Source organism: Rhizobium skierniewicense Ch11 (assembly GCF_023757665.1).
Taxonomy (GTDB): Bacteria; Pseudomonadota; Alphaproteobacteria; order Rhizobiales; family Rhizobiaceae; genus Agrobacterium; species Agrobacterium skierniewicense.
The window spans coordinates 1-24,610 of the sequence record NZ_RXPG01000001.1; the positions used below are offsets into that span (position 1 = coordinate 1).

A 24,610-nucleotide genomic window follows, 5' to 3' on the forward strand; every position below is an offset into this window, starting at 1 on the left:
CCTTCCTCGACCGTCCCATCGAGGGCGAGTGGCCATACCTCTGGATCGATGCCACCGACCTGAAGGTCCGGCGCGGCGGTCGCATCGTCTCTGTTGCAGTCATCATCGCCGTCGGCGTCAACACCGACGGCCGACGCGAAGTACGCGGCATGGAGATCGGCACGTCCGAGGCCGAGGCGATCTGGACCGAATTTCTTCGAAAACTGGCCCGGCGGGGGCTGCGTGGCGTCAAGCTCGCCGTCTCCGACGCCCATGAGGGCATCAAAGCCGCAGTATCGAAGGTGCTCTGCGCCACCTGGCAGCGCTGCAGGGTCCACTTCATGCGCGATGCCTTGGCCCATGCTGGAAAGAGCGGACGGCGCGTCGTCTCCGCCTTCATTGCTACGGCCTTCGCTCAGGACACGCCGGAGGCGGCAAGCACCCAGTGGCGCAATGTCGCCGACCAGATCAGGCCGAAGGTGCCGAAACTGACCAATCTCATGGACAGTGCCGAGCAGGACGTGCTCGCCTACATGACCTTTCCCAAGCAGCACTGGGCCAAGCTTCATTCAACACACCCGATCGAACGCCTCAACGGCGAGATCAAGCGGCGCACAGAGGTCGTCGGTATCTTCCCCAACGACGAGGCCATCGTCAGGCTCGTCGGCGCGCTGCTTCTTGAGCAGAATGACGAGTGGGCCGTTCAGCGATCCCGCTACATGACACTTGAGACAATCGCTACAATGAGCGATGATCCACTCATTAGCCTGCAAGCCGCAAGCTGATTCATTCCCGGCTCCGTCCGGAAGGCACGGCGATGGCCGAAGCTACACCACGCCCTGGGAAACGATCCAAGACAGGAAACCAACCCCATTTTACCTTTGCTCAGCATCAATGAATATGGGCGGGATTTCTATCAGTCCGTCAGCCGTGGTGCCGTGGTCTATTACGTTGAACACCGCGTCCAACATGCCCTGGACGTCTTGTCGTACCATCTCGATCTCATCTCCCAACAACGCTGCGAAGGGGTCCCAGTCGAAGCAGCCTATGACGGGCGTCCGGTCTTTGTAGTGGCCGGATCGTTTGATCCAATGCATGACACCTTCCAGAGAGATGGTCGAGTTCACGAACATGCCAACTGGGAGCGCATCACCGGAAGCGGCCAGTGCGCGAAGAGAATGTTCGGCCTTTTCGGGTGCGTAGCCGCTGGCTAGAATATGGCTGTCATCGACGGGAATGCCAATATCGTCGTGTGCGGCGCGAAATCCTCGCACGCGCTCGGCCGTGTTGTGATCGCTGCCGCGGCCCCCTATGAAGAGAAGGGGTTGCGCAGCACCCAGCCTGCGTTTGCTGTTGGCGAGAATGCGCCGCGTCAGTTCCCGCGCGCCTGAAAAATTATCGGAAATGATCGACGGCGCCTTCTTTCCCGGCAAGTCGAGATTGAGGCTGCGCGCGCCAGCGGCAGTGCACAGATCACTGATGCGATCCGGGTCAGTTGCGCCGGTCGAGATCAACCATTCAACCTGATAGGAGAGCATCGTCCGTGCCGCCTCGACTTCAAGTTCTGGGTCGCGTCGCGTGCAGGTAATGATTGGGAAAAGCCCCCTTTCGCGGGCCATGCTCTCGAATGTCTCAACAATCGATCCGAAATAGCGATTGTCGTATTTCGGCACGATCATGCCGATGATCTTCGACGTTTCCCTGCGCAGCAGGCTGGCCTGCATGTTGAGGGCGTAACCCTGCTCTTCAGCTATCTGCGTGATCTTTTCCGCCAGTTGGCTGCTGATCCGCCGCTTTTTCCAGTTTCCGTTGAGCACCGCACTCACAGCACTGGCTGACGTGTCCGCCAGTGCTGCCAAATCGTAGATCGTGGTCTTCTTGGGTGGTCTACGCTGATTCACAAATGACTCCACTTCAAACACAGCTTGACATCAAACCGAGAACGGAGCAATCTGCTTCATCGATTGAGCATGGTTGCGCAATCGATGTTATTGGGTTGACTGTGGAGGGTCGGCCGGGAGGCATTCAAGTCAGTTTCCACGAAGATTGTCGCGCAAGTGCTGCTTTGGCCGTGGCAAGTAAGCCGTGCGTCATGATCAATGAAGAGGGAAAAGGCTTGGCGTGAAACCGGAACGCGTCTCGGCACGAATTTTGAATTCTAAGGAGGAGACTATGAAACTTCGTTCAATGATGATGGTGTCGGTTGCGGCCGCTGCCGCTGCCCTTTTTTCTGGTTCGGCGCAAGCTCAGGAGGCCGCGACGGTTGCGTTTCTGATGCCGGATCAGGCATCGACACGCTATGAAAATCACGACTACCCGGGCTTCAAGGCCGAGATGGCAAAGCTTTGCGAAAAATGCACGCTGATCTACCAGAACGCCAACGGCGATGCAGCTCTTCAGCAGCAGCAGTTCAACTCCGTCATTGCCCAGGGCGCCAAGGTCGTCGTGTTGGACCCGGTCGATTCAGCGGCTGCCGCGGCTCTCGTTGAAATTGCACAGTCGCAGGAGGTCAAGGTCATTGCCTATGACCGTCCGATCCCGGCTAAGCCAGCGGATTATTATGTTTCCTTCGACAATCAGGGTATCGGCGAGGCAATCGCCAAGTCGCTGGTTGCGCATCTGAAGGCAAGTGGGGTTCCTGCGGGCGCAGGCGTTCTCCAGATCAATGGCTCACCCACCGATGCGGCGGCTGGCCTGATCCGCGATGGCGTGCATCTCGGTCTGAAGGATTCGGGCTACAAGACGCTTGCCGAATATGACACGCCGGAATGGGCTCCCCCCAAGGCTCAGGAATGGGCAGCTGGCCAGATCACCCGCTTCGGTGCTGACATCAAGGGCGTCGTTGCCGCCAATGACGGCACGGGTGGCGGTGCGATTGCCGCTTTCAAGGCCGCTGGTGTCAATCCGGTGCCGCCGGTGACAGGCAATGATGCGACCATCGCCGCGTTGCAGCTCGTCATTTCCGGCGACCAGTACAATACGATTTCCAAGCCTTCCGAAATCGTGGCTGCGGCGGCGGCCAAAGTGGCGGTGCAGTTTCTGAAAGGTGAGAAGCCAGAGCCCAAAACCTCGCTTTACGATACGCCTTCCGAACTTTTCATTCCCGCCGTTGTCACAGCCGACAACATCAAGGCTGAAATCTTCGACAAGAAGATACAAACCGTCGAGGAGGTTTGCACCGGTGAATACCTCGCCGGGTGCAAGAAGCTCGGCATCACACAGTAAACCTGTTTGACGTTGCCCGATCGGATCTCGGTATCCGATCGGGCATATCCGGAACCAGAAAAGAGCCTGATCTCATGGTGCAATCGGACACAATCGTCCCGAAGAAGGGAAGTACCCTTCTCAGACTGAGCAAAATTTCGAAAAAATTTGGTGCGGTGTCGGCACTGACCGATATCGACCTGGATGTGCGGGCCGGCGAGGTGGTTGCGCTTGTGGGGGATAATGGCGCGGGAAAATCAACTCTGGTCAAGGTCCTTGCTGGTGTTCACCAGCCGACCTCCGGGACAATCGAATTTTGTGGTGAGCAGGTCTCGCTCGATAGCCCAAGCCGCGCACTCGAACTCGGTATCGCCACGGTCTTTCAGGATCTGGCGCTCTGCGAAAATCTCGATGTGGTGGCCAATCTCTTTCTCGGCCATGAAATATCGACGTGGAACCTTGACGAAGTTGCCATGGAAGTTCGTGCATGGACACTTCTGAAAGAGCTGGCCGCGCGTATTCCGTCGGTTCGCGAACCGATCGCCTCACTTTCGGGCGGCCAGCGTCAGACGGTCGCGATCGCGCGTTCGCTCCTGCTCGACCCGAAAATCATCATGCTGGACGAGCCGACCGCGGCTTTGGGTGTTGCCCAGACTGCCGAGGTGCTGAACCTGATCGAACGTGTGCGCGATCGCGGTCTGGGCGTGATCATCATCAGTCACAACATGGAAGACGTCCGCGCCGTCGCCGACCGTATCGTCGTGCTGCGGCTTGGGCGCAACAATGGCGTCTTTGAACCGGATGCCTCCAACCAGGAACTCGTCGCATCCATCACCGGAGCGACCGAAAACTCGGTTTCACGCCGCAATGAGCGCAAAGCCGAGCAAACGGAAACGACCGGGAGCACCCTATGAACCAGAACATCTCCAATGATAAACCAAACGAGGCATCTGCGCTCGACCGCAGTGATATCCGCGTCCGGCACGACGACGGTATTTCGGGAATGGTGCGCGGTTTCTTCACGCGGGTCAGATCGGGGGATCTCGGAATGCTCCCGGTTGCCATAGGCCTGATCGTCATCTCGACGGTTTTCAGCCTTCTCAATCCGGTGTTTCTGGCGCCGAACAACCTCGTAAACCTGCTGTTCGACTGCGCCACTGTCGGGATTATCTCACTTGGCATCGTCTGTGTGCTGTTGCTTGGAGAGATCGATCTGTCTGTCGGCTCGATGAGCGGCCTGTCGTCCGCCATCATAGGCGTGCTCTGGGTGAATACCGGTTTGCCGATCGCGGTGGCGATTTTCGCAGCTCTGGTGTTCGGTGCACTGGTCGGTGCCTTGTATTCGGTCATGTACAACCGGCTGGGCATGCCGAGTTTCGTGGCAACGCTTGCCGGTCTGCTCGCCTTGCTTGGTTTGCAACTCTACATCCTCGGGCCGACTGGCAGCATCAATCTGCCCTATGCCTCGCCACTCGTGCGCTTCGGTCAGATCCTCGTCATGCCGGATTGGCTGTCCTATCTGCTGGCATTGATCCCCGGTCTGGTCCTGGTGATCTCGGGTTATCTCGTTCGCCAGCGTCGCCTGTCGGTCAATCTGTCCGCCAAACCGTTGAGCAGCCTCTTCGTCCAGGCGGTCGTGCTGACGTTGATCTTTGAATTCGCCGTCTATTATCTGAACCGGGGTCGCGGCGTGCCTTACATGTTCGGCCTTTTCGTCGCATTGGTCGTCATTCTCAACTATGCCCTGACCAAGACACAGTGGGGTCGATCAATATTTGCCGTCGGCGGGAACAGAGAAGCGGCGCGCCGCTCGGGTATCAATGTCCGCCGGATTTATATGAGCGCCTTCATGCTATGCTCGACGCTCGGGGCGCTGGGCGGGGTGTTGTCGGCGTCGCGTCTGGCTTCGGCAAGCCAGCAAGCCGGAACCGGCGACGTCAATCTCAATGCGATCGCCGCGGCCGTGATCGGCGGTACCAGCCTGTTCGGTGGCCGTGGCAGCGCATATTCGGCTTTGCTTGGCATCATTGTCATCCAGGCAATCTCGAATGGTCTGACCCTTCTCAATCTCAATTCATCGCTGCGCTACATGATCACCGGCGCTGTGCTCGCCATCGCGGTCATCGTCGATTCGCTGGCGCGTCAATCCCGCGTCAGCCATGGCCGTGCCTAGGACCATCTTGGAGGAAAACTGATGACTGAACTCATGAAGGGCAAGATTGCCGCTATAACAGGTGCCGCATCGGGCATCGGCCTGGAATGCGCCCGCACGCTGCTGGCCGAAGGTGCAACCGTCGTGTTGATCGACCGCGCCAAGGACAAACTGGAGGCTCTGTGTGCCGAACTCGGAGAAAATGCCAAGCCTTTGGTCGTCGACCTGCTGAACGGACCTGAGGTCTCTGGCATGTTGCCGCGTATTCTGGAAGTCGCTGGTGGACTCGACATTTTCCACGCCAACGCCGGTGCGTATGTCGGCGGGGCGGTGGCTGAAGGAGACCCGGATGCCTGGGACCGGATGCTGAACCTCAACATCAACGCTGCTTTCCGCTCCGTGCACGCCGTGCTTGCGCATATGATTGCCCAGAAGTCGGGCGATATTCTGTTCACCAGTTCGATCGCCGGAGTGGTTCCGGTCGTCTGGGAGCCCATCTACACGGCATCGAAGTTCGCAGTTCAGGCTTTCGTGCACTCCACCCGTCGCCAGGTCGCACCCCATGGCGTGCGCGTTGGCGCGGTGCTGCCCGGACCGGTGGTGACGGCGCTGATTGATGATTGGCCGAAAGCCAAGCTGGACGATGCACTTGCCAATGGCAGCTTGATGCAGCCGAAGGAAGTGGCAGACGCTGTTCTCTTCATGTTGTCACGACCGCGTAACATAACCATCCGCGATCTCGTCATCCTGCCCAACAGTGTCGATCTCTGATCGATGTCAGCGGCCATTTTTGACCCCAAGACTTTCAAGAGCCAAGTACAATGAACAAAGCAGCGAACACGACCGTGTCGGGCTACCTCATCGGTATCGATGTCGGTACTGGAAGCGCGCGGGCTGGCCTTTTCGATCTGGATGGCCATCTGCTGGCATCGGTCAAGCAGGATATCTCGCTGTTTCGTGAGACCGGCGCGATCGTCGAGCAGTCCAGCACGGAGATATGGGATGCCGTCTGTACCGTCGTGCGGGCGGTGGTCAGCAAGAGTGGCGTCGATCCGGCGAAGATTATTGGCCTTGGCTTCGATGCAACCTGCTCGTTGGTGGTGCTTGGCGAGGGAGGGCGGCCGCTGCCAGTGGGGTCGTCGGGCGATAACAGCCGCGATATTATCGTGTGGATGGATCATCGTGCCGTTTCGCAAGCAGAGCGGATCAACGATCTGGGGCATGAGGTGTTGCGGTATGTTGGCGGGCGCATTTCGCCGGAAATGGAAACGCCGAAAATTCTTTGGCTGAAGGAAAACCACCCGAAGACATTTGAGGCTGCATGGCAGTTCTTCGATCTCGCTGACTTCCTGACCTGGAAGGCGACTGGCGATCTCGCGCGCTCGACCTGCACCGTAACCTGCAAGTGGACCTATCTGGCGCATGAGGGGAAATGGGACCCGAGCTATTTTCAAAAGATCGGTCTTGGCGTCCTGGCGGATGAAGGGTTTTCCCGGATCGGCACCACGATCGTGGAGCCGGGCACGCCGCTCGGGACAGGTTTGACGCCGGAGGCGGCGAACGCCATGGGGCTAAAACCAAACACTGCTGTTGCCGCCGGCATGATCGATGCCCATGCCGGTGGTATTGGGACGGCCGGTGTTGGCAGCGGCCCGCAGTCCAATCTTGCCTATGTCTTCGGCACGTCTTCCTGCACCATGACATCCACAATCGAGCCGGTCTTCGTGCCAGGAGTATGGGGGCCGTATTTCTCCGCCATGGTCCCCGGCATGTGGCTCAACGAAGGCGGTCAGAGTGCTGCGGGTGCCGCAATCGACCAATTGCTGTCCTTCCATCCGGCAGCGGCAGATGCCCAGGCACGGGCTTTCGCCCAAGGTGTGCCATTGCCGGTGCTGATTGCCGATGCTGCTGCAACCTATGGCAACGCCTCCGAAGTCATTCGCCTTGCCACGGGTCTGCACGTCGTTCCCGAGTTTCTCGGCAACCGTGCGCCCTTTGCCGATCCCCATGCGCGGGCCGTCATCGTTGGCCTTGGGATGGAGCGTGACTTCGACAGTCTCGTTGCGCTTTATGTCGCCGGTCTCTGCGGCATCGGCTATGGCCTGCGGCAAATCATAGACGTCCAGAAGAATGCCGGGGCTGATATCGAGCGAGTGGTCGTCAGCGGTGGTGCCGGTCAGCATGATCTCGTTCGCCAAATTCTGGCCGATGCCTGTGGTAAGCCGGTGGTGGCGACGGTTTCGGACGAGCCGGTCCTGCTCGGTTCCGCCATTCTTGGCGCTGTTGCCAGCGGTGCCTTCACCGATATGCGTTCGGCGATGACGAATCTCTGCCGTGTGGCACGTGTCTACACACCTGTCGAAGGGGCTTTGGCCGACATCCATGACAAGCGTTATGCCGCGTTTACGGCATTTCAGGATTTAGCCCGAGCGTCTCGGGAAGCCTGAACTGACGCTGGTCGACATGATGTCGTGCATAGTTTGCGTGTGGATGTTCGTCCTGAAGACAATCCGATCGAAACACGCTTATAATCCGGCATGAGCAGATTTTCAGAAACCGAAGAAGTCCTGATTGGCCGCCTGCGTAATCTAAAGGCCGCCCCTGAGGTGTCGATCAATCTAAACGATATCAGCGCGCCAATGAAAGCGGTGGGTTTCTCGCAGTCCGAGATCATCGGCGTCCTGAATGCGCTGGAGCAGGACAAGGTGATTGCCTACACGCCTGGAAACCGTGTGTTGATGCTCAAAGACCTCCCCGATTAGAAGGAATGTTTTGTGTCTTGTCTCAGTCCTGCTGACGTGCTGCATCCAGCACGGCGTCCAGCAGACCCGGAAACCGCTCGTTGATTTCGTCGCGACGCAGTTCATTCAGATGCGCTGGTCCATCCGTGCGCGTAAAGACGAGACCTCCCTCTCGCAAGACTTTGAAGTGGTGAGACATGCTGGATTTCGGTCGGCCACCATCCAGTGCCGAGCAAGTGGCTTGTCCCTCACGGGAAAGCTGGCGCACCACGCCCAATCTAACGGGATCACTGAGGGCGTAGAGCACTTGGGCAAGCGTGACGTCTTTAAGGGCGGGATGTGGTATGGCGCGCATGAGAAAACCCTAGCACGACAAAATCTTATTTGAAAGTTCGATTGTATTCGAACTATCGAAGCTCTATAGGATGATGTCTCGTTAACAGTCGGAGCTACCATGTCATCCTTGTTTACCCCTTTCACACTCAAAGACGTGACGTTGAGAAATCGCATCGTGGTGTCGCCAATGTGCCAGTATTCGGCCGAAGACGGCGTCGTCAATGATTGGCATCATGTTCATCTCGCCGGACTTGCGCGTGGCGGAGCAGGCTTGGTGGTTGCCGAGGCGACAGCCGTATCGCCTGAAGGCCGTATCACACCCGGATGCGCTGGCATCTGGAGCGATGAGCAGATCGAGCCTTGGAAGAAGGCGGTGGGCTTGATGAAGGCTGCAGGTGCCGTACCCGGCATCCAGATCGGACACGCTGGCCGCAAGGCTAGCGCCAATCGCCCGTGGGAAGGTGATGACCATATTGCTGCGTCTGATCCGCGCGGCTGGGAAACGTTGGCGCCTTCAGACATTGAGTTTGGAGCAAATCTTCCCAAAGTGCCAAAGGCCATGACGATTGCCGATATCGAGCGCATCAAGGCAGACTTCGTGGCTGCTGCCAAGCGGGCGCTAGCGGCCGGCTTTGAATGGCTAGAGCTTCACTTTGCGCATGGCTATCTCGGACAGAACTTCTTTTCGACCTGGTCCAACAAGCGGACCGACAATTACGGCGGTAACTTTGATGGGCGGGCCAGATTCCTGCTCGAAACGCTTGCTGCCGTTCGCGATGTCTGGCCCGAGCACCTCCCGCTCGCCGCCCGCTTCGGCGTCACGGAATTCGATGGAACAGATGACCTGGAAGAAGGCATCGAGATGGTTCGCCGCTTCAAGGACGGTGGCCTGGACATAATCGATGTCAGCATCGGGTTCTCGACGCCGACTGCGAATATTCCCTGGGGACCTGCCTTCATGGCACCGATTGCCCAACGGGTCCGGCGCGAAGTTGGACTTCCAGCCACCACCAGTTGGTTCATCAGCCAGCCAAAGCAGGCCGACGCACTGATCGCGGATGATATGGTCGATATGGTGTCGCTTGGCCGCCCGCTTCTTGCCAACAGCCACTGGCCGTACCAAGCGGCGCTTGAACTGGGTGTCGACAAGCCGTCCTGGACACTTCCCGCACAATACGCTCATTGGCTGGAACGCTACAGAACAGCCTGATACTCGAGAGCCCTTTACATCAGCTCAGCCACCGCCGTCAGCGAAACCGCGGTGGCTGAATTTGCTGACCCCGCTCTGCCCTAAAAGCTTGGCTTCTTGCCTGCCAGACTACGCTTTGGACGCTCCTCGGCGGGGCGGAAAAATAGGTTCTTGACCCCACCATTTGCGTAGGGCCGAGGCGAACTCCACCGCCTCTGCATCATCGAACAGACGTTTGGGCAAGACGTGCGTTTGTGTTTTCGATGTCCAGAAATAATAACGTTCTCCATCTTCCTCAACACTCTGAAGGCTTTGCCAAGGGCAGAACCAACTTTGTTGCCGGATGACAACCAGAACACCACCAGCGTCGATCGTCATCTCCAGCGGGATGTCAATCGCTTCGCGAGAACCGAGAAAGCCTTTCCAGAAACCTCGAAAGAGATCGCGGAAAAACCCATAAAGAAGCCAGGCGAGCGCCGGTCCAGCGGCAATAGCGCCTGCAACAATCGTCACCGCCAGCCATCGCTCTCCGCTTTTCCACCAGTTGAATGCCATCGTCAGTCCTGCAAAAAGTGTACACAGTGTCAAAAACGCGGCAAAGCGGCCAAAAGGCAATGGCTCCTTTCGTGCATAGCGGACTGCAAGGTGGTCTTCCAAGCTCAGTTCGAAGTGCTTCTTAAAATATCGGTCAATCGGTGTTCGCCAGATGGAAGGAACTGTTGGCTTGGTCATCTGATCTTCCTCTGCCGAACCGTTTACAGCGTCTTCTGAAGCGCAAGGTTACAAACGTTGTTGGTGTCTGGGGCATGGTTCTGTGGCCTGATATTTTGATGTTTGCCAACTGTTCACGCTGCGTTATCAGTATTTCTTCTTCTTAAACGTCTTGTTGCCCTTCGGCCCGCTGGCAACAGGCGTTCTCTCGCGGTTTTCGGTAAGCAGGCTGCGCCAGCGCGCCACGCGCGCGCTGTCCAGCACGCCGCTTTTGACCGCTGCCTGAACGGCACATCCGGGTTCGTGGGCGTGGGTGCAATCACGAAATCGGCAGAGCGGTGCGAGTTCGGTGATCTCGGCAAACAGCGTGTGGATCCCGTCGCTCGCATCACTGACAAAGAGTGTTCTGATGCCAGGGGTATCGATGATCCAGCCGCCTCCGGACATGGCATGAAGAGACCGTGCCGTCGTCGTATGCCGGCCTTTTGCGTCCTGTTCGCGGATGGTGCCGGTTTTTTGCGCCGCCTCGGGACCAAGGCCGGAGAGAGTGTTGACCAGCGTTGATTTTCCAACGCCTGACGAGCCGACCAGTGCCACGGTCTGGCCAGCGCCACACCATGGTTGCAACAGAGAAACCGCATCGGCTGAACGTGCATTCAAGACCACGACGGGCAGGTCACGCTGAAGCGTCTTCGCCTGCTGTTCGAATGCGCTTGCCTCATCCGTCGTGTCGGCCTTGGTCAGAACGATCACAGGGTTTGTTTCGGCCTGATTGGCCATGATGAGATAGCGCTCCAGCCTTGAGAGGTTGAAGTCGGCGTTACATGATGTGACAATCAGCAGAGTATCGACATTGGCCGCAGCAAGCTGGTGCCCGTGCCCACCTTCCAGACGTCGTTGAAATACGGTTTTTCGCTCCAGGCGGACGGTGAGGATGCCCGTGACGGGATCGGCGAGCACCCAGTCGCCAACCGCAAAGTCCGCAGTGTTGGAATTGGGAGGAAGCTCAAGGTCGACGGGGCCTTCGACATTGATCGCGTCGATACGCGCGCGGTGCACCGACGCCACACGCGCAGGCACGAGATGCGTCTCGCCCGGCTTGACCTGATCCGCAAAAAAATCGGACCAGCCCAGCATGTTGAGCGATAATGTCGGGCTCGAAGGGGCCAAATGGTGATCCTCGGTCGCGGACACGCGATAGCGCGCCGCCATTCTGTGGTTTGAGACTGCGTTCTATACTGAAACCAGCGTCATCGCCACAGACTGTTGCCGTTACCGGATGACCTGGTTGCCCTCGGCAACCAGCTTGCCAGCCTTGAACACTTTGCGGCCCCTCGGAAAGGAAACGACCGCTTCCGGGATATTTCCAGCCGCGAGCGTGACGAAATCGGCCTTCGCGCCAACGTAGATACCGTATTCCTCTATCCGGAGAGCTTTTGCGCTTTCGCTGGTAACGATCTCGAATGCCGCTTTCAATTCTTCATCCGTGTAGAAGCCAGAGCGGTAACCGATGATTTCGGCGCGATGCAACATATCGCCATCACCATAGGGCCACCATGAATCGCGAATATTGTCATTGCCACTGAAAACCGTGACACCTTCCTGGCGCAACAACGCGACCGGCGGAAAACTGTGATTGCCGGGCGCGTTCGTCATGATCGATACACCGCTTTTCGCAATCGTAGCGGCAATCTTGCGGGCAGCGTCCTGTTGCAGATCGCCCAGCCCGTAGGCATGGCTGATGGCCACATGTCCCTGCATGCCAAGGACCACCGTCCGGGCGCAAATTTCCTCGATCGTGAAAGCACCCATACTTCCGGCATCATGCAGATGGATATCGATATCCACGCCATGTTTTTCGGCAACGCCGAAGACGACATCGAGATGGCCATTCACGTCCCGGTCGAAACTTGCCGGGTCGAGACCGCCGACGAGGTCCGCACCGAGGGTAATTGCCTCATCCAGCAATGCCGGTGTGCCCAGGCTTTTCAGAATTCCGCTTTGGGGAAAGGCAACGATCTGGATATCGATAAGATTTTTATAGTCGTCACGAACTGCCAGAATGGTTTCCAGCGATTTCAGCCCGACCGAGCCATCCACCATGACATGGCTGCGCATATGAAGCGTCCCGTTGCCGATGCAAAGATCAAGCTGATCACGGGCGCGTCTGTCCATCGGCGCCGCCACGGCCATATTCTGTGCCTGGAAGGCGACCCGCTCATGGACGTCAAAACCATTGGTACAGGGACGATGCGGTATCCAGGTGTCGCCGTAAAAGCTGGTGTCGAGATGAATATGCCCTTCCACAAAACCGGGAACCAGCAGTTCTCCCGCGAGATCGACGGTCGGCTCCAATGCTGCCTTCAATCCGGCAGGATCGATCGAGACGATTCGTCCGTTATCGACGCCGATGTCGTATGACATGCCATCGGCCAGTCTGGCGTTGGTAAAGACTGTTTTCGTCATCTGTATCGGCTCCGGAATTCTATTTCGCAGGAGCAGGCTAAATAGATATGCACGCAAGATCAATATATATTGCATGCAATAATTTTCGTGGATTACATGCGATATCTGTGTCAAACAGCAATTTGTTGCAATGATGCGCTGGACCGGATGGATGTCGATAAACCTCAGCAGAAGCGATGCGATCTATGTGTCTCTGCGTCGCGCCATTCTTGAGCAGGCTTTGAAGCCAGGAACGAAGCTGCCTGAGGATTCCATCGGCGACACGTTTGGTGTCAGCCGGACAAGTGCTCGTAATGCACTTCTGCGTCTCGCTTCCGATGGTCTGGTTGAGATCAAGCCCAATCGAGGCGCGGCGGTTGCGATGCCCGCCCTGGAAGAGGCGCAAGAGGTTTTTGCCCTGAGGCGCTGTCTTGAGCGTGAGGTTATCAGCCGCCTGTGCATGCGCATGCCGAGAGATGGGATTGATGCCCTCGTCAGCCACGTGCGTGAGGAAGAGCGCGCGCTACAGGCATCATCTCCACGGTCTATCCGTTTGGCAGGCGAGTTTCACATTCTTCTTGCCGAGTTGACGGGCTCCAAGCTGCTGATTGATTTCATCAGCCAGGTCGTTTCGCGCTCCTCATTGATTCTCGCCCGTTTTGGTCGTCCACATTCTGCCGAATGCGGCATTGATGAGCATATCCAGTTGATCGAGGCATTGAAAAACCAAGATCCGGAAGCTGCTGTCAGCATCATGGATCATCACCTGCATGCGGTTGAGGATAGAGCCACGGTGGACGACAAGGATCATGGTTTGGACATAACCGCAATTCTCAGCCGCTATATGTCGCTGGCCGATTAGGAGCATCCATGCGTCAGTCTGGACATTCCGTGGCCCGCTCGAACAACGGCATGGTCACGTCTCCGCACGACGTGGCGAGTGAAGCGGGTGCGAAGGTCTTGCGTCGGGGCGGCACGGCGATCGAGGCGGTGATTGCGGCGGGGGCGGCGCTCACCGTTCTCTATCCGCATTTTTGCGGGCTGGGCGGCGACGCGATATGGATCGTGGCGGACAGGACCGGTCGGCGAAAGACGATCATGGGGGTAGGTCAGGCGGCGCAGCATCTCCCTGTCTTAGACGCGATACCGCAACGCGGACCGTTATCTGCACTGACAACGGCGGCCTTGGTCGACAGTTGGGGAAAAGCCTTGCAGTATTCTTGCGAGAATTGGCAAGGATTGGAGAGTTTGGCGACGCTGCTGGCCGACGCGATTGAGCTGGCTGAGGATGGTTTTCCGGTCAGCCGGTCGCAGAAGCATTGGCATGAATTTCGGGCCAATGAAATTACCGGCTGGCCGGGTTTCGAGGCTCATTTTGTCACCGAAGGCATTCAGCGTCAGCCACAATTGGCATCGACCTTGCAACGGATCGCCCTTTACGGGCACCGCGAATTTTACGATGGCAAGCTCGCCCGACGCATTGCAAACGGTCTGGAGGCCGCGGGCAGCCCGATCCGTTTGCACGACCTGCAAAGGACGACCGCGCAGATGGTCGATCCCGTGTCTACGGTCTATCGCGGCATCGAACTTCTGGCGCCACCGCCACCATCTCAAGGGGTAACGACGCTTTGCATCATGGGCGTCCTGTCGAATTTCGATATGGCCGATATCGATCCGTCATCTGCGCAGTTCTATCATCTTTGCATCGAAGCGGTGAAGCAGGCCTTTCTTGAACGAGGCGCGATTGCCGACCCGGATTTCGTGGCGCAGGCTTGCTGTGACTGGTTGAGCGAAGCCGTTCTTTCGCGCAAGGCCGCAGCAATCGACCGTGGAATTGCCCAGCCCTGGCCTGCTGTTCATCAAACCGGCGATACGGTTTACCTTGCGGCTGTCGATAACGAAGGACGATGCGCCAGTGTCTTGCAAAGCACCTATTATGATTGGGGAAGTGGCGTATTGCTGGAGGACACGGGCATCCTTTGGCAAAATCGCGGCGCAGCGTTCAGTGTCGATCCTGTGAGCCCGAACGGTCTGGCACCGGGGAAAAGGCCGTTCTATACGCTCAACCCCGGCATCGGCTTGAAAGACGGCAAGCCGCATCTTCTGTATGGCACCCAAGGCGCGGATGGACAGCCGCAGACATTGGCGTTGCTGTTGAGCCGGTTGATCGACCATGGTTTCGATCCGCTTTCTGCACTCTCCACACCCCGGTTTTTGCTCGGGCGAACCTTTTCCGATGTCAGAGACAATCTCAAAATAGAGGCGTCCGTGGGCGCCGATATCATCGCGACATTGCATGCGATGGGCCATGAAACCATCGCCATACCTGCGCTCAATGCGCTGGCCGGGCAGGCGGGAGCGATCCGAATGGACGGTGATGGCAGGATCGATGGCGCGCATGATCCCCGCAGCGACGGCTGTGCAATCGGTATTTGAGGCTGAAATGGTGTTTGATCTCGTTTTTCGAAATGCGCAACTGATCGACAAGCCGCGTCCCGTGGATATCGCGGTCAAGGGTGGCCGCATCGCGGCAATTGGCGCCCATATGAGGTGCGATGCCGTCGCTGAGGAACATGTAGAAGGACATGTTGCATTTCCCGGCTTCGTTGACGCGCATGTCCATCTCGACAAGGCTTGCATTCTGGAACGCTGCACAATCTGCGCCGGGACATTGGAAGAAGCTGTGCGCGAAACGGCAAAAGCCAAAAGCGGATTTTCCGAAGAAGATGTTTTCGACCGCGCGTCGTCCGTCGTCCGCCAGGCCATCGTTCACGGCACGACGCGCATGCGGAGTTTTGTAGAGATCGACCCTCGCGCCGGCATGCGCTCATTCGAGGCTATAAAGCGCGTTCGAGAGCGGTTCTCGTTCGCGATTGATATCCAGATTTGTGCCTTTGCCCAGGAAGGCCTGACGCAGGAGCCTGAAACGGAGCAGATGCTGGACGAGGCATTGCGCACCGGTGCCGATCTTATCGGCGGTTGTCCCTATACCGATCCGCGACCGGATGAGCACATAAGACGGATTTTTGCGCTGGCCAAAAAACATAACGTGGATGTGGATTTTCACCTGGATTTCAGCCTCGATCCGGCAAAGACCGACTTGCCAGCCGTTATCGAAGCGACACACGCGCACAACTACGGTGGCCGCGTGACGGTCGGCCATGTCACCAACCTTTCTGCGCTCGATCCGGTGGCGCGTTCGGTCATCGCACGCAACATCGCCGCTGCCGGCATTGCCGTCACGGTTCTGCCCGCGACGGATCTTTTCTTGATGGGGCGAGATCGTCAGTCGAACATTCCGCGTGGCGTCACGCCCGCGCATCTGTTTCTGGCCGACGGGGTACAGGCAGCCATCGCCACAAACAACATTCTCAACCCCTTCACCCCATTTGGTGACACGTCACTGGCACGCATGGCAAATCTTTACGCCAATATCGCACAGCTTTCCCGTGATCAGGATATCGACGATGTCTTTGCCATGGTGAGCGCACGCGCCTCGGCTCTCATGCGGGCTGATTACGGTTTGGTCGTGGGTGCCCCTGCCGATATCGTCATTCTTGACGCTCATGATCATCGAACCGCAATCCGATCTATCGCGCCGACGCTTGCCGGGTGGAAGGGGGGTAAAAAGACCTTCGTCCGCGCTCTTCCTGAGATCTTTGAAGTGTGAAGGCGCTGGGTTTGCGGTCTGTCGGCTTAAAGCTTGTGAGCCAAGGCAATCGCATCGGCAACAGCGTCACGCTGATCCGTTAACATGCTAGTCGCCACGCGTATATGGTGGCTGGGCAGGATTGAAAATTTCGAGCCTGGATTAACCGCGATCCGCCTGGCAGCCAACGTCACCAGAGCAAAGGGCTCGGACTCAACGGGAATCCATAGTGCAAGGCCACTCCCATTCTCGACATTGACGCCCCGTGCTCGAAGGGCAGCTGCAAGCCCGGTGCAGCGCTCACGATAGTGCTCGCGGGCGCGCGCAATTGTCTCCCATGTCGATGGCTGGTTCAACAACCATGCGGTCGCGCCTTGCAAGATGCGGCTGGTCCAGCCCGAACTGAAGCTTCTGTATGACTGGATCTGCCCGATGATTTCGGCTGTGCTGGATAAAATCGCCAGCCGCAGATCTGGGCTCAGCGTTTTGGAATAGGATACGATGTGGATCGTCCTGTCAGGAAACCGCCCTCCCAGTGACCGTGGCGCGTCGGGCGAAAGATCGGCCGTTCCGTCATCCTCCACGATCAACGTGCCGGACCCTTCCAGAATGTCGCCAAGAGCGCCGAAGCGTTCTACACTCACTGACCTGCCGGTGACGGAGTGAATTCTCGGCTGAAAGAGAAAGGCCGCTGGCCGGTGCGCCATCGCCTCCTGCAGCGACCATGGCAGGGGGCCTTGTTCATCGCATTGAACAGGCAGGATAACCACGCCGATATCCTCAAGGATATCCAGCAGTCGCATCGCGGTAGGGTGTTCGATCGCCACCGCAGAGCCTGGTCGCACCAGTGCGTGCAAGAGGGTGTAAATCGCGTTGTATCCGCCGTTCGTGGCCAAAAATGCCTCGGCTGCATAGGGCCATGTTTTTTCGGCGGCTTCCCGTAATTCGGGCACGATCCGGCTGCGCTCATAACTGTTGGTTCCCGTTGCCGATGCCCCGTGCGCCATTGCCTGGGCCAGTTCAGGAAGGAGCGCAGGATCGGGAACCGCGAGTGTCAGGTCGATAGAGCCTGCTCCGTAGTTGCCGGAACTTGCGAGCCGTTCCGGCTTGGCAACAAAGCGCTCGCCGCATACCCACGTACCGTTTCGCCCCCGCCCGGTGATGATTTTCTGTTGACGCAGCTCACTCCATGCTTCTGAAACCGTGGCAGGACTTACGCCGAGTTCATAGGCAATATCGCGAATGGCCGGTAAGCGAACGCCCAAAGGAAGGACACCAGCGCGCACCAAGGCACTGGTTTCCATCGCTATTCCGCGTTTCGTGCGATTGGTTATTTTTTCAGCAAACCAAGCAGCAGAAATGATGTCGCTCATTTTTCAGTCACCTTTAAATGTTCAATAACAAAATAACATTTGTGATCTATCAAATGAACATTTAATTTCGGTCTGGTGAAAGAAACCGTGAGCTTGAAAATGCCGTTGAAAATTCGTCTCGCATTGCGTGACTGGGACTATATGACGCCGCTGGTTCTGGGCGATGTTTCGTCTTTCCGCCTTAAGGTCGAAGTGGACCGCGTTGGTACGCTGGTCTCCAACCTTGCGACCGACGAGCGCCACGATGCCGCCGAAATGTCGTTCAGCCGTTATGCGCAGATGCGCCATGATGGCGAGGATCATGTCATCGGCCTGCCGAATTTCATCATGCGGGGTTTTCGTCACCGCTGTATCATCACGACGAAAGAGAGTTCAGTTCACCGTTTGAGTGATCTGGCAGGTAAAAAAATCGGCGTTACGGGCTGGCGGGATTCTGGCAACACGTGGACGCGCGCGGCGGTTCGTCGCGAAGGTGTCGGCGTGGAAGACGCCATGTGGTATGCAGGTCGCCTGACCGAAGCGCATCCGATTACCGACCGGCTCGATGGCTTTTGTCGACAAGGGCGGATTGAGGCTGTCCCCGCAGAGCGCCCGATGGTGGAGCTTCTTCGTGAGGGCGGCCTTGACGCGATTTTTACGCCCTTTATGCCAGAAGGTTTTTTTGACAAGGCATCGCCGTTCCGTCAGGTGCTGGCCGATTATCGCGCGTCCGAAATCGCTTATCTAAACGATGTCGGTTATGTCCCGGGCATGCATCTGATCGGGATCAAGGCGGGCATCGTTGTGGACAATCCATGGGTCATGGATGAACTCAGCCATATGATCGACGAGTCCCAGCGTATCTGGTTGGCGAAACGTGAAAAATATGCCGATACGACGCCATGGATGATCGATGAATTGAGCCGCTGCGCTGCTGATCTGCCAACGGGCTGGAACAAGAGCGGGATGGCCGCGAATGAGGCAATGATTTCTGATTTCGCAGAAGAGCTATACGAGCAGAAAATTCTGCCTCGGCGCCTGTCGCCCGCCGATCTCTTTCCGAAATTTGCATAGATATCGATAAACAAGGGGAATGCCGAAATGACAATCAAAATGGTGACATCGACTGTGCTTGCGGGTCTACTGTCTGTAACGATGAGCCTTGCTCAGGACGCAGCAATTCCGGCCCAGAAAAAGGATGAGGCGCTGCATGCGCGTCTGCCGGAAAAAATTCGGACCGCTGGCGAGATGATATCCGTCAACAATGGCTCGTTTCCGCCCTATGAAATCGTGACTGGTACGCAGATGACCGGCGCCAGCGCCGATCTGACAGAGGCGCTTGGCCAGATCCTCGGTGTCAAGATCCATCATGCGACAGTGGGCGGCCTGCCAGCCCTTCTTTCCGGCGTCAATTCAGGCCGGTACCAGTTTGCATTCGGGCCAATCGGCGATTTCAAAAGTCGCGAGGAATCCAATGATTTTGTCGACTGGGTGCAGGAATTCGTCGTGTTCGCGGTTCAAAAGGGCAACCCCAAAGGCATCGTTTCGCTTGATACGGCATGTGGCCATCGCATCGCGGTGATGGCGGGCGGTTCAGCCGAACGGGTCATTCAGGAACAGAATAAAAAATGCAGCGCCGATGGCAAGCCTATCGAAGTGCAGTCCTTTACCGACCAGCCAAGCTCAATCCTTGCTGTCCGCTCCAAACGTTCCGATGCGTTTTTCTCGTCACAGGCACCGCTGACCTATTTTGTCAGCCAGGCGAACGGTCAGTTGGAACTCACAGGCGTCGGTGAGAAAAACGGCTTCGATAGCCTCTATCAGGGTGCAGTCGTTCCCAAGGGCTCGCCGCTCGCAGCCGTGCTGCGCGATGGTGTCAAAGTTCTCATGGACAACGGAACCTATGCCACGATCATGAAAAAGTGGGGTCTTGAAAACAATATGCTGAAAGAGCCCGGCATCAATCTCGGTGGGGCGCTGCCAAAATGATCATGGACGCCAGAACCAGCGTGTCGTTATCCGGCGATGGGTCCGAGAGAGATGTGGCAAACGCTCACACTCCGTTTCGCTATGACCGCTTCGCGCTATGGGCCATCATTGCGCTCGTCGTGGTCAATTTTGTCTGGATCGTCGCCAACAACGAAAATTTCGGCTGGTCGATCGTCGCCGCCTATTTCTTCGACCCCACCGTTATTCAGGGCCTTTATGTAAGCCTCGGCTTGACCGTGGTTGCCATGATCATCGGTGTTATGTTGGGACTGTTGCTGGCGATTGCGCGCATGTCCACCGATGGTCTGGCAAGCTCTTTTGCGTCGCTTTTCATCTGGTTTTTCCGGGGAACGCCGCTGCTCGTCCAGCTCATCTTCTGGTACAATATGTCGACCTTGTTTCCAGAACTTTCCATCGCAATCCCGTTCGGCCCAACCTTGGCGAGTTGGGATACCAATTCGGTGATCACACCGATGACGGCGGCCATCGTCGGCCTGGCGCTCAACGAAGCGGCCTATATGGCAGAAATCATTCGTGGTGGGCTGTTGTCCGTGGATCGTGGGCAGGCCGAGACAGCCGAAGCCTTCGGCATGACGCGGGCGCGCGCTCTTCGCCGCATCATCATCCCGCAAGCCATGCGCTCCATCGTACCTCCCACCGGCAACCAGTTGATCAGCATGATCAAGGCGACGTCGCTGGTCAGCGTCATTGCCATGGCCGATCTGCTCTATTCGGTTCAGTCGATCTACAACCGGACCTTTGAAATCATCCCGATGCTGCTGGTTGCGGTCATCTGGTATCTGTTGATCACCTCCGTTCTCAATGTGGGACAAGCCTATATCGAGCGGTATTATAGCCGTGGTGACCGTCGCAGTGACCCCGCCGCCAAGCCCGCCGCACCGGCGATTATCGAGGAGGCCAGCCATTGATCGCAGCAGACACCAGAGAGCCGCTCGTCAGGGCGCGCAATGTTCACAAGTCCTATGACCAGCTGGAAGTGCTGAAAGGCATCGATCTCGATGTCGTGCCGGGCGAAGTCGTCGCCATTCTCGGTCCTTCCGGTTCCGGGAAGTCGACTTTCCTGCGCTGCATCAATCACCTTGAATCCATCAATCAAGGATCGATCGATGTGGATGGTGACCAGATCGGCTATCGCATGCAGCGCAACCGGTTGGTCAAGCTGTCGGCAAATGCCATTGCTGCACAGCGCCGCAAGATTGGAATGGTATTTCAGAGCTTCAACCTCTATCCGCATCTGACAGTGCTTGAAAATATCATCGAGGCGCCGGTGGGCGTACATGGCGAGACAAGGGCTGCTGCGATCCAACATGCCATGCAGCTTCTGGAACGGGTCGGACTTTCTGATAAGGCAGAAAACTATCCGCGCCAGCTTTCAGGTGGCCAGCAGCAGCGTGTTGCAATCGCTCGCGCACTTGCCATCAGACCCAAGCTGATGCTGTTTGACGAACCAACCTCGGCACTCGATCCCGAGCTGGTGGGTGAAGTGTTGAACACCATGCGTGATCTGGCCCGTCAGGGTCTCACGATGATCGTGGTTACGCACGAAATCAGCTTCGCGCGCGAGGCGGCGGACCGGGTTGTTTTTATGGATGGCGGCCACATCGTGGAAATGGGCAGTCCGGAAGAGGTGATCGGCAACCCGCAACACGAGCGCACAAAGACTTTTCTATCCCGCTTCCTTTAGGTTTGCGCCCCAATTCCCCGCAACTTCGTCGGTCTTTCGACTGCCGCTCTTTTTCCAGATATTGGAGGAATGTCATGCTCAACGATAACAGATATGCCCGTGTTTCCGATCTCGAACCGATGGAAGCGGACATGAAAGAAACGCGCCAGTACCTTCACGCCCACCCTGAACTGTCGCGGGAGGAAACGGAAACCGCGCGCTTCGTTGCCGAAAAGCTGGAAGCCTGGGGTTATGAGGTCACCCGCAATGTCGGTGGCCACGGCGTCGTTGCATGTCTGACGAACGGTAGCGGTAAAAAGAGCATTGGCATTCGCGCGGATATGGATGCGCTGCCGATTCTGGAAGAGACAGGATTGCCCTATGCCAGCAAGACACCCGGAAAGATGCATGCCTGCGGCCACGATGGCCACACGGCAGTGCTGCTGGGCGCCGCAGAGTACCTGGCCAAGACACGCCATTTCGACGGAACGGTCACGCTGATCTTTCAGCCCGCCGAGGAAAATGGAAAGCCGAGTGGCGCGCAGCAGATGATCGCCGACGGCCTGTTCGACCGGTTTCCCATCGACGCGATCTTCGGTCTGCACAATCACCCCGGTGCCGCGGAAGGAGCATTTCTGTTGCGGTCGGGCCCAATGATGGCCTCGTCCGATACGGTGAAGATGACGATTAAAGGCAAGGGAGGCCACGCGTCTCGACCGCATCTGACGATCGATCCTGTCGTCATCGCCTGCAATCTTGTCGTTGCGCTCCAGACCGTGGTGTCACGCAACATCGATCCGACGCAGACAGCCGTGGTGACGGTTGGCACCATTCACGCTGGAGAGGCCGTCAACGTCATTCCCGAATATGCCAAGCTCGCGCTGAGCGTGCGCTGCTTCAAGCCCGGCATCCGTGACGTGCTGCAAGCGCGGATCACAAAACTAGCGGACGCGATTGTGGAAGGGTTCGGGGCTACGATCGACATCGACTATGAACACGGCTACCCGGTCGTTGTGAATTCGGAAGCTGAAACCGTGTTCGCCCGTACCGTTGCCGAAGAACTGGTCGGCGCCGAAAACGTTTCAACCTGCAATCTGATCCCGGGCAGCGAAGACTTCGCCTATTTTCTCGAACACAAGCCAGGGACATTCCTACGCCTCGGCAATGGCGTCAATTCGTCGACATTGCACAGTTCGAAATATGATTTTGCTGATGGTAGTCTGACTGTGGGCGCTGCGATGTGGGCAAGACTCGCGGAGCGGTTTCTCCAGGCTTGATTGTCTGGCTGAGGTGCCGGCGCGCTGCTTACAAGACAAAAAGCGCACCGATTGCCATCGGTGCGCCTTGAACATCATCTCAGAAAGTCGATGAGATCCTGGTTGAGTCTGTCGGGAACGGTAGCGAACAGGCCATGGGGTTCGCCTTCATATTCGATGAGTTTTGCGCCTGAAATGCCGTTGGCGGCTGCGCGCCCAGATGGCTCGATTGGCACCGTCTTGTCGCCAGTGCCGTGGATCACCAGTGTTGGTACGGTAAACGCCGAAAAATCAGGTCTGAAGTCGGTTTTTCCGAAGGCATCCACGCACTCTACCGTCGCCTTGGGACTTGCCATGACACCCAGAACGAAGGACCAGTCAAGAATGCCCTGGCTCACAGGGCTGGTCACGAAGCCAACACCATAGAATGTCTTTGCGAAGCTCTGAAGGAACGCAAAGCGGTCCTTTCGGATGTCTTTTTTCATATCCTCGAAGACGCTGCCGTCCACGCCATAGGGGTTTGTCTCATCTTTCAGCAGGTAACCGGCGACGGACGCCACGAGAACGGCTTTGGAGACTTTGGACGCACCGTGTCTGGACAGATACCGCGCGATTTCGCCACCACCCATGGAAAATCCGACGAGTGAAACGTTTTGCACGTCCAGACTGTCGATAACAGCCGAGAGGTCATCAGCGAAGGTGTCATAATCGTAACCGCTTGCCGGATGGCCGGACTGGCCAAATCCGCGCCTGTCATAGGTGATGACACGGAACCCCGCTTCAAGGAGCGCCACGGTCTGGTACTCGAACATATCGCCTGTCAGCGGCCAGCCGTGGATGAGAATAACGGGGTTACCGTGACCCATGTCCTTGACGTGTAACTGCGTACCGTCTTTTGCTTCTACATATGCCATCTTGTCAAACTCCCGTTGTCGATGCTGGGCGGTAAAGGTGTTTGCGACGCGACAGGTTCCTACGGAGAACCAAATATCTTTGAATACAATGATAAATGGATCAATCAGTCTTGATCGCCGTCGCGCGTTTCCATCGCGAGGTCATGCAATGCTTGCGTATCTTCGGGGTCATATTCTGCAGTCAGAATGACGCTGAGAAACGCCGCGCGCGCGATTTCCTTCTTTGTCGCCTGCGGGTGTTGGTTTTTCACCGCATCGATCAGAGCTTTTGGTTTCATGCCGGGCTCCGCCAGACCCTTGATGGTCTCGGCTATTTTTTCGATTTCTCGCAGTTTGCCTTCGCGCATTTCGTGTCTCCGCTCGTTGTGCGGCGGCAAGGTCGCATTGTTTCATGAGCGTTATGTGAAATGCGCGACGATGATCGGGTGAATCACGTCTTGCGGTGCGGGTCGTCCCGATCAACGCCGAAATGATCGAAAATCATATCGACATTGCGACGGTGGGACTTGAAATAGAGGTCGAAGATGTCGCCCAGCAGCGGGACGCTGCCAACCATGGAATCTAGAGCAACGTTACCAACCATGCGGGCCAGTTTTTCTGGCGGAATACCAAGGCGGCGTGCTTCGTTTACGATGTAAAGGCCGACCAGCGCGCCTGCGCCGTCTCCAACGAGAGGCACGAGGCCCAAGATGGAATCTGCACCAAAGCGAAGGCGGGTTCCAGGAATGCCGATGGCTGTGTCCATCAGACGGGCAACGCCCGAGAGTCGCCGCAGCCGACGCAGTCGTACTGCAGTGTCAACGAACTCATGTGCGTTATCACCACCGGCGTGGCTGGCATTCCATGTTTTTTCGGCCATGATGTGCTCCATCAGCAAACGGTAAAATATCCCTCTACATGAATGGGGACGCCGATGCCGCTGTTCAAGTCTTGGTGTTGACGATTGTCCCTGTCGCATCACTGATCGCGTTGGCAAACATGCAGTGTGCCCTTTTGTATTGTGTGCCAA

At 57.2% G+C, this 24,610-nt stretch carries 25 protein-coding genes; 16 read left to right on the forward strand and 9 right to left on the reverse strand.

What is annotated here, in order from left to right:
* Window positions 1-764: IS256 family transposase (locus tag EKM04_RS00005; protein WP_252094029.1), on the forward strand; the 764-nt coding region annotated here is incomplete at its 5' end.
* A 90-nt stretch (window positions 765-854) separates the two neighbouring features.
* On the opposite strand, the gene EKM04_RS00010 is transcribed toward EKM04_RS00005, so the two are convergent.
* Window positions 855-1,880, reverse strand: coding sequence for a LacI family DNA-binding transcriptional regulator (locus tag EKM04_RS00010; protein ID WP_183894488.1), 1,026 nt, complete (start codon window positions 1,878-1,880; stop codon window positions 855-857).
* Between the two features lie 286 nt (window positions 1,881-2,166).
* Here EKM04_RS00010 and EKM04_RS00015 point away from each other — a divergent pair, with 286 nt between their 5' ends.
* From EKM04_RS00015 to EKM04_RS00040, 6 genes are all read left to right on the forward strand, one after another.
* On the forward strand, window positions 2,167-3,204 hold the full coding sequence (locus EKM04_RS00015) for an ABC transporter substrate-binding protein (protein WP_412762956.1): 1,038 nt from the start codon (window positions 2,167-2,169) through the stop codon (window positions 3,202-3,204).
* 74 nt (window positions 3,205-3,278) lie between these two features.
* A complete protein-coding gene (locus EKM04_RS00020) occupies window positions 3,279-4,097 on the forward strand; it encodes an ATP-binding cassette domain-containing protein (protein WP_183894492.1) in 819 nt (272 codons plus the stop codon).
* Window positions 4,094-5,356, forward strand: coding sequence for a sugar ABC transporter permease (locus EKM04_RS00025; RefSeq protein WP_183894494.1), 1,263 nt, complete (start codon window positions 4,094-4,096; stop codon window positions 5,354-5,356). The genes EKM04_RS00020 and EKM04_RS00025 overlap by 4 nt, the downstream gene beginning before the upstream one ends.
* A 21-nt stretch (window positions 5,357-5,377) precedes the next feature.
* On the forward strand, window positions 5,378-6,106 hold the full coding sequence (locus tag EKM04_RS00030) for an SDR family oxidoreductase (RefSeq protein ID WP_183894496.1): 729 nt from the start codon (window positions 5,378-5,380) through the stop codon (window positions 6,104-6,106).
* Window positions 6,107-6,156: 50 nt separating this feature from the next.
* On the forward strand, window positions 6,157-7,782 hold the full coding sequence (locus tag EKM04_RS00035; RefSeq protein WP_183894498.1) for an FGGY-family carbohydrate kinase: 1,626 nt from the start codon (window positions 6,157-6,159) through the stop codon (window positions 7,780-7,782).
* A gap of 90 nt (window positions 7,783-7,872) precedes the next feature.
* Entirely contained in the window at window positions 7,873-8,097 is a 225-nt protein-coding gene (locus tag EKM04_RS00040) for a hypothetical protein (RefSeq protein ID WP_174155940.1), read from the forward strand.
* A 22-nt stretch (window positions 8,098-8,119) separates the two neighbouring features.
* On the opposite strand, the gene EKM04_RS00045 is transcribed toward EKM04_RS00040, so the two are convergent.
* Complete coding sequence (locus EKM04_RS00045) at window positions 8,120-8,431, reverse strand: ArsR/SmtB family transcription factor (RefSeq protein WP_174155941.1); 312 nt, start codon at window positions 8,429-8,431, stop codon at window positions 8,120-8,122.
* Between the two features lie 99 nt (window positions 8,432-8,530).
* Here EKM04_RS00045 and EKM04_RS00050 point away from each other — a divergent pair, with 99 nt between their 5' ends.
* Entirely contained in the window at window positions 8,531-9,622 is a 1,092-nt protein-coding gene (locus EKM04_RS00050) for an NADH:flavin oxidoreductase/NADH oxidase (RefSeq protein ID WP_183894500.1), read from the forward strand.
* Window positions 9,623-9,730: 108 nt separating this feature from the next.
* Here the strand turns inward: EKM04_RS00050 and EKM04_RS00055 are convergent, their stop codons facing one another.
* From EKM04_RS00055 to EKM04_RS00065, 3 genes are all read right to left on the reverse strand, one after another.
* A complete protein-coding gene (locus EKM04_RS00055; RefSeq protein WP_183894502.1) occupies window positions 9,731-10,333 on the reverse strand; it encodes a YcxB family protein in 603 nt (200 codons plus the stop codon).
* Between the two features lie 126 nt (window positions 10,334-10,459).
* Complete coding sequence (gene rsgA / locus EKM04_RS00060; RefSeq protein ID WP_183894504.1) at window positions 10,460-11,524, reverse strand: ribosome small subunit-dependent GTPase A; 1,065 nt, start codon at window positions 11,522-11,524, stop codon at window positions 10,460-10,462.
* 60 nt (window positions 11,525-11,584) lie between these two features.
* Window positions 11,585-12,778 (reverse strand): amidohydrolase family protein, encoded by a 1,194-nt coding sequence (locus EKM04_RS00065; RefSeq protein ID WP_183894506.1) that lies wholly within the window; start codon window positions 12,776-12,778, stop codon window positions 11,585-11,587.
* Window positions 12,779-12,929: 151 nt separating this feature from the next.
* Here EKM04_RS00065 and EKM04_RS00070 point away from each other — a divergent pair, with 151 nt between their 5' ends.
* The 3 genes from EKM04_RS00070 to EKM04_RS00080 are packed head-to-tail and all read left to right on the forward strand — an operon-like array spanning window position 12,930 to window position 16,427.
* Complete coding sequence (locus tag EKM04_RS00070; protein ID WP_174155946.1) at window positions 12,930-13,619, forward strand: GntR family transcriptional regulator; 690 nt, start codon at window positions 12,930-12,932, stop codon at window positions 13,617-13,619.
* 8 nt (window positions 13,620-13,627) lie between these two features.
* A complete protein-coding gene (locus EKM04_RS00075) occupies window positions 13,628-15,193 on the forward strand; it encodes a gamma-glutamyltransferase family protein (RefSeq protein WP_234910891.1) in 1,566 nt (521 codons plus the stop codon).
* A gap of 7 nt (window positions 15,194-15,200) precedes the next feature.
* On the forward strand, window positions 15,201-16,427 hold the full coding sequence (locus EKM04_RS00080; protein ID WP_183895061.1) for an amidohydrolase family protein: 1,227 nt from the start codon (window positions 15,201-15,203) through the stop codon (window positions 16,425-16,427).
* 26 nt (window positions 16,428-16,453) lie between these two features.
* Here the strand turns inward: EKM04_RS00080 and EKM04_RS00085 are convergent, their stop codons facing one another.
* Window positions 16,454-17,779 (reverse strand): aminotransferase-like domain-containing protein, encoded by a 1,326-nt coding sequence (locus tag EKM04_RS00085; RefSeq protein WP_183894508.1) that lies wholly within the window; start codon window positions 17,777-17,779, stop codon window positions 16,454-16,456.
* Between the two features lie 99 nt (window positions 17,780-17,878).
* On the opposite strand from EKM04_RS00085, the gene EKM04_RS00090 reads away from it, so the two are divergent.
* The 5 genes from EKM04_RS00090 (at window position 17,879) to EKM04_RS00110 (ending at window position 22,708) form a co-directional block, all read left to right on the forward strand.
* Window positions 17,879-18,832, forward strand: a complete 954-nt coding sequence (locus EKM04_RS00090) for a substrate-binding domain-containing protein (protein ID WP_183894510.1) — start codon at window positions 17,879-17,881, stop codon at window positions 18,830-18,832.
* Between the two features lie 27 nt (window positions 18,833-18,859).
* Window positions 18,860-19,747: an ABC transporter substrate-binding protein gene (locus tag EKM04_RS00095; protein ID WP_174155949.1), complete on the forward strand. Its 888-nt coding sequence runs from the start codon at window positions 18,860-18,862 to the stop codon at window positions 19,745-19,747.
* A complete protein-coding gene (locus EKM04_RS00100; RefSeq protein WP_174155950.1) occupies window positions 19,744-20,676 on the forward strand; it encodes an amino acid ABC transporter permease in 933 nt (310 codons plus the stop codon). Before EKM04_RS00095 ends, EKM04_RS00100 begins: the two co-directional genes overlap by 4 nt.
* Window positions 20,673-21,452 (forward strand): amino acid ABC transporter ATP-binding protein, encoded by a 780-nt coding sequence (locus EKM04_RS00105; RefSeq protein ID WP_174155951.1) that lies wholly within the window; start codon window positions 20,673-20,675, stop codon window positions 21,450-21,452. The genes EKM04_RS00100 and EKM04_RS00105 overlap by 4 nt, the downstream gene beginning before the upstream one ends.
* Before the next feature lie 74 nt (window positions 21,453-21,526).
* The gene (locus EKM04_RS00110; RefSeq protein WP_183894512.1) at window positions 21,527-22,708 is read left to right on the forward strand and encodes a M20 aminoacylase family protein; all 1,182 of its coding nucleotides are present in this window, start codon (window positions 21,527-21,529) and stop codon (window positions 22,706-22,708) included.
* A gap of 74 nt (window positions 22,709-22,782) precedes the next feature.
* Here EKM04_RS00110 and EKM04_RS00115 read toward each other — a convergent pair whose 3' ends face one another.
* The 3 genes from EKM04_RS00115 to EKM04_RS00125 form a co-directional block, all read right to left on the reverse strand.
* On the reverse strand, window positions 22,783-23,601 hold the full coding sequence (locus EKM04_RS00115) for an alpha/beta fold hydrolase (RefSeq protein WP_183894514.1): 819 nt from the start codon (window positions 23,599-23,601) through the stop codon (window positions 22,783-22,785).
* 104 nt (window positions 23,602-23,705) lie between these two features.
* Entirely contained in the window at window positions 23,706-23,948 is a 243-nt protein-coding gene (locus EKM04_RS00120) for a hypothetical protein (protein ID WP_174155954.1), read from the reverse strand.
* A gap of 83 nt (window positions 23,949-24,031) precedes the next feature.
* The gene (locus tag EKM04_RS00125; protein ID WP_174155955.1) at window positions 24,032-24,460 is read right to left on the reverse strand and encodes a DUF4112 domain-containing protein; all 429 of its coding nucleotides are present in this window, start codon (window positions 24,458-24,460) and stop codon (window positions 24,032-24,034) included.
* Between the last annotated feature and the right edge of the window lie 150 nt (window positions 24,461-24,610).

Coding starts and splice junctions, on each gene's coding strand:
- EKM04_RS00015 (WP_412762956.1), top strand. CDS start 2,167: ATGATGATGGTGTCGGTTGCGGCCGCTGCCGCTGCCCTTTTTTCTGGT.
- EKM04_RS00020 (WP_183894492.1), top strand. CDS start 3,279: ATGGTGCAATCGGACACAATCGTCCCGAAGAAGGGAAGTACCCTTCTC.
- EKM04_RS00025 (WP_183894494.1), top strand. CDS start 4,094: ATGAACCAGAACATCTCCAATGATAAACCAAACGAGGCATCTGCGCTC.
- EKM04_RS00030 (WP_183894496.1), top strand. CDS start 5,378: ATGACTGAACTCATGAAGGGCAAGATTGCCGCTATAACAGGTGCCGCA.
- EKM04_RS00035 (WP_183894498.1), top strand. CDS start 6,157: ATGAACAAAGCAGCGAACACGACCGTGTCGGGCTACCTCATCGGTATC.
- EKM04_RS00040 (WP_174155940.1), top strand. CDS start 7,873: ATGAGCAGATTTTCAGAAACCGAAGAAGTCCTGATTGGCCGCCTGCGT.
- EKM04_RS00045 (WP_174155941.1), bottom strand. CDS start 8,431: ATGCGCGCCATACCACATCCCGCCCTTAAAGACGTCACGCTTGCCCAA.
- EKM04_RS00050 (WP_183894500.1), top strand. CDS start 8,531: ATGTCATCCTTGTTTACCCCTTTCACACTCAAAGACGTGACGTTGAGA.
- EKM04_RS00055 (WP_183894502.1), bottom strand. CDS start 10,333: ATGACCAAGCCAACAGTTCCTTCCATCTGGCGAACACCGATTGACCGA.
- rsgA (WP_183894504.1), bottom strand. CDS start 11,524: ATGGCGGCGCGCTATCGCGTGTCCGCGACCGAGGATCACCATTTGGCC.
- EKM04_RS00065 (WP_183894506.1), bottom strand. CDS start 12,778: ATGACGAAAACAGTCTTTACCAACGCCAGACTGGCCGATGGCATGTCA.
- EKM04_RS00070 (WP_174155946.1), top strand. CDS start 12,930: ATGTCGATAAACCTCAGCAGAAGCGATGCGATCTATGTGTCTCTGCGT.
- EKM04_RS00075 (WP_234910891.1), top strand. CDS start 13,628: ATGCGTCAGTCTGGACATTCCGTGGCCCGCTCGAACAACGGCATGGTC.
- EKM04_RS00080 (WP_183895061.1), top strand. CDS start 15,201: ATGGTGTTTGATCTCGTTTTTCGAAATGCGCAACTGATCGACAAGCCG.
- EKM04_RS00085 (WP_183894508.1), bottom strand. CDS start 17,779: ATGAGCGACATCATTTCTGCTGCTTGGTTTGCTGAAAAAATAACCAAT.
- EKM04_RS00090 (WP_183894510.1), top strand. CDS start 17,879: ATGCCGTTGAAAATTCGTCTCGCATTGCGTGACTGGGACTATATGACG.
- EKM04_RS00095 (WP_174155949.1), top strand. CDS start 18,860: ATGACAATCAAAATGGTGACATCGACTGTGCTTGCGGGTCTACTGTCT.
- EKM04_RS00100 (WP_174155950.1), top strand. CDS start 19,744: ATGATCATGGACGCCAGAACCAGCGTGTCGTTATCCGGCGATGGGTCC.
- EKM04_RS00110 (WP_183894512.1), top strand. CDS start 21,527: ATGCTCAACGATAACAGATATGCCCGTGTTTCCGATCTCGAACCGATG.
- EKM04_RS00115 (WP_183894514.1), bottom strand. CDS start 23,601: ATGGCATATGTAGAAGCAAAAGACGGTACGCAGTTACACGTCAAGGAC.
- EKM04_RS00120 (WP_174155954.1), bottom strand. CDS start 23,948: ATGCGCGAAGGCAAACTGCGAGAAATCGAAAAAATAGCCGAGACCATC.
- EKM04_RS00125 (WP_174155955.1), bottom strand. CDS start 24,460: ATGGCCGAAAAAACATGGAATGCCAGCCACGCCGGTGGTGATAACGCA.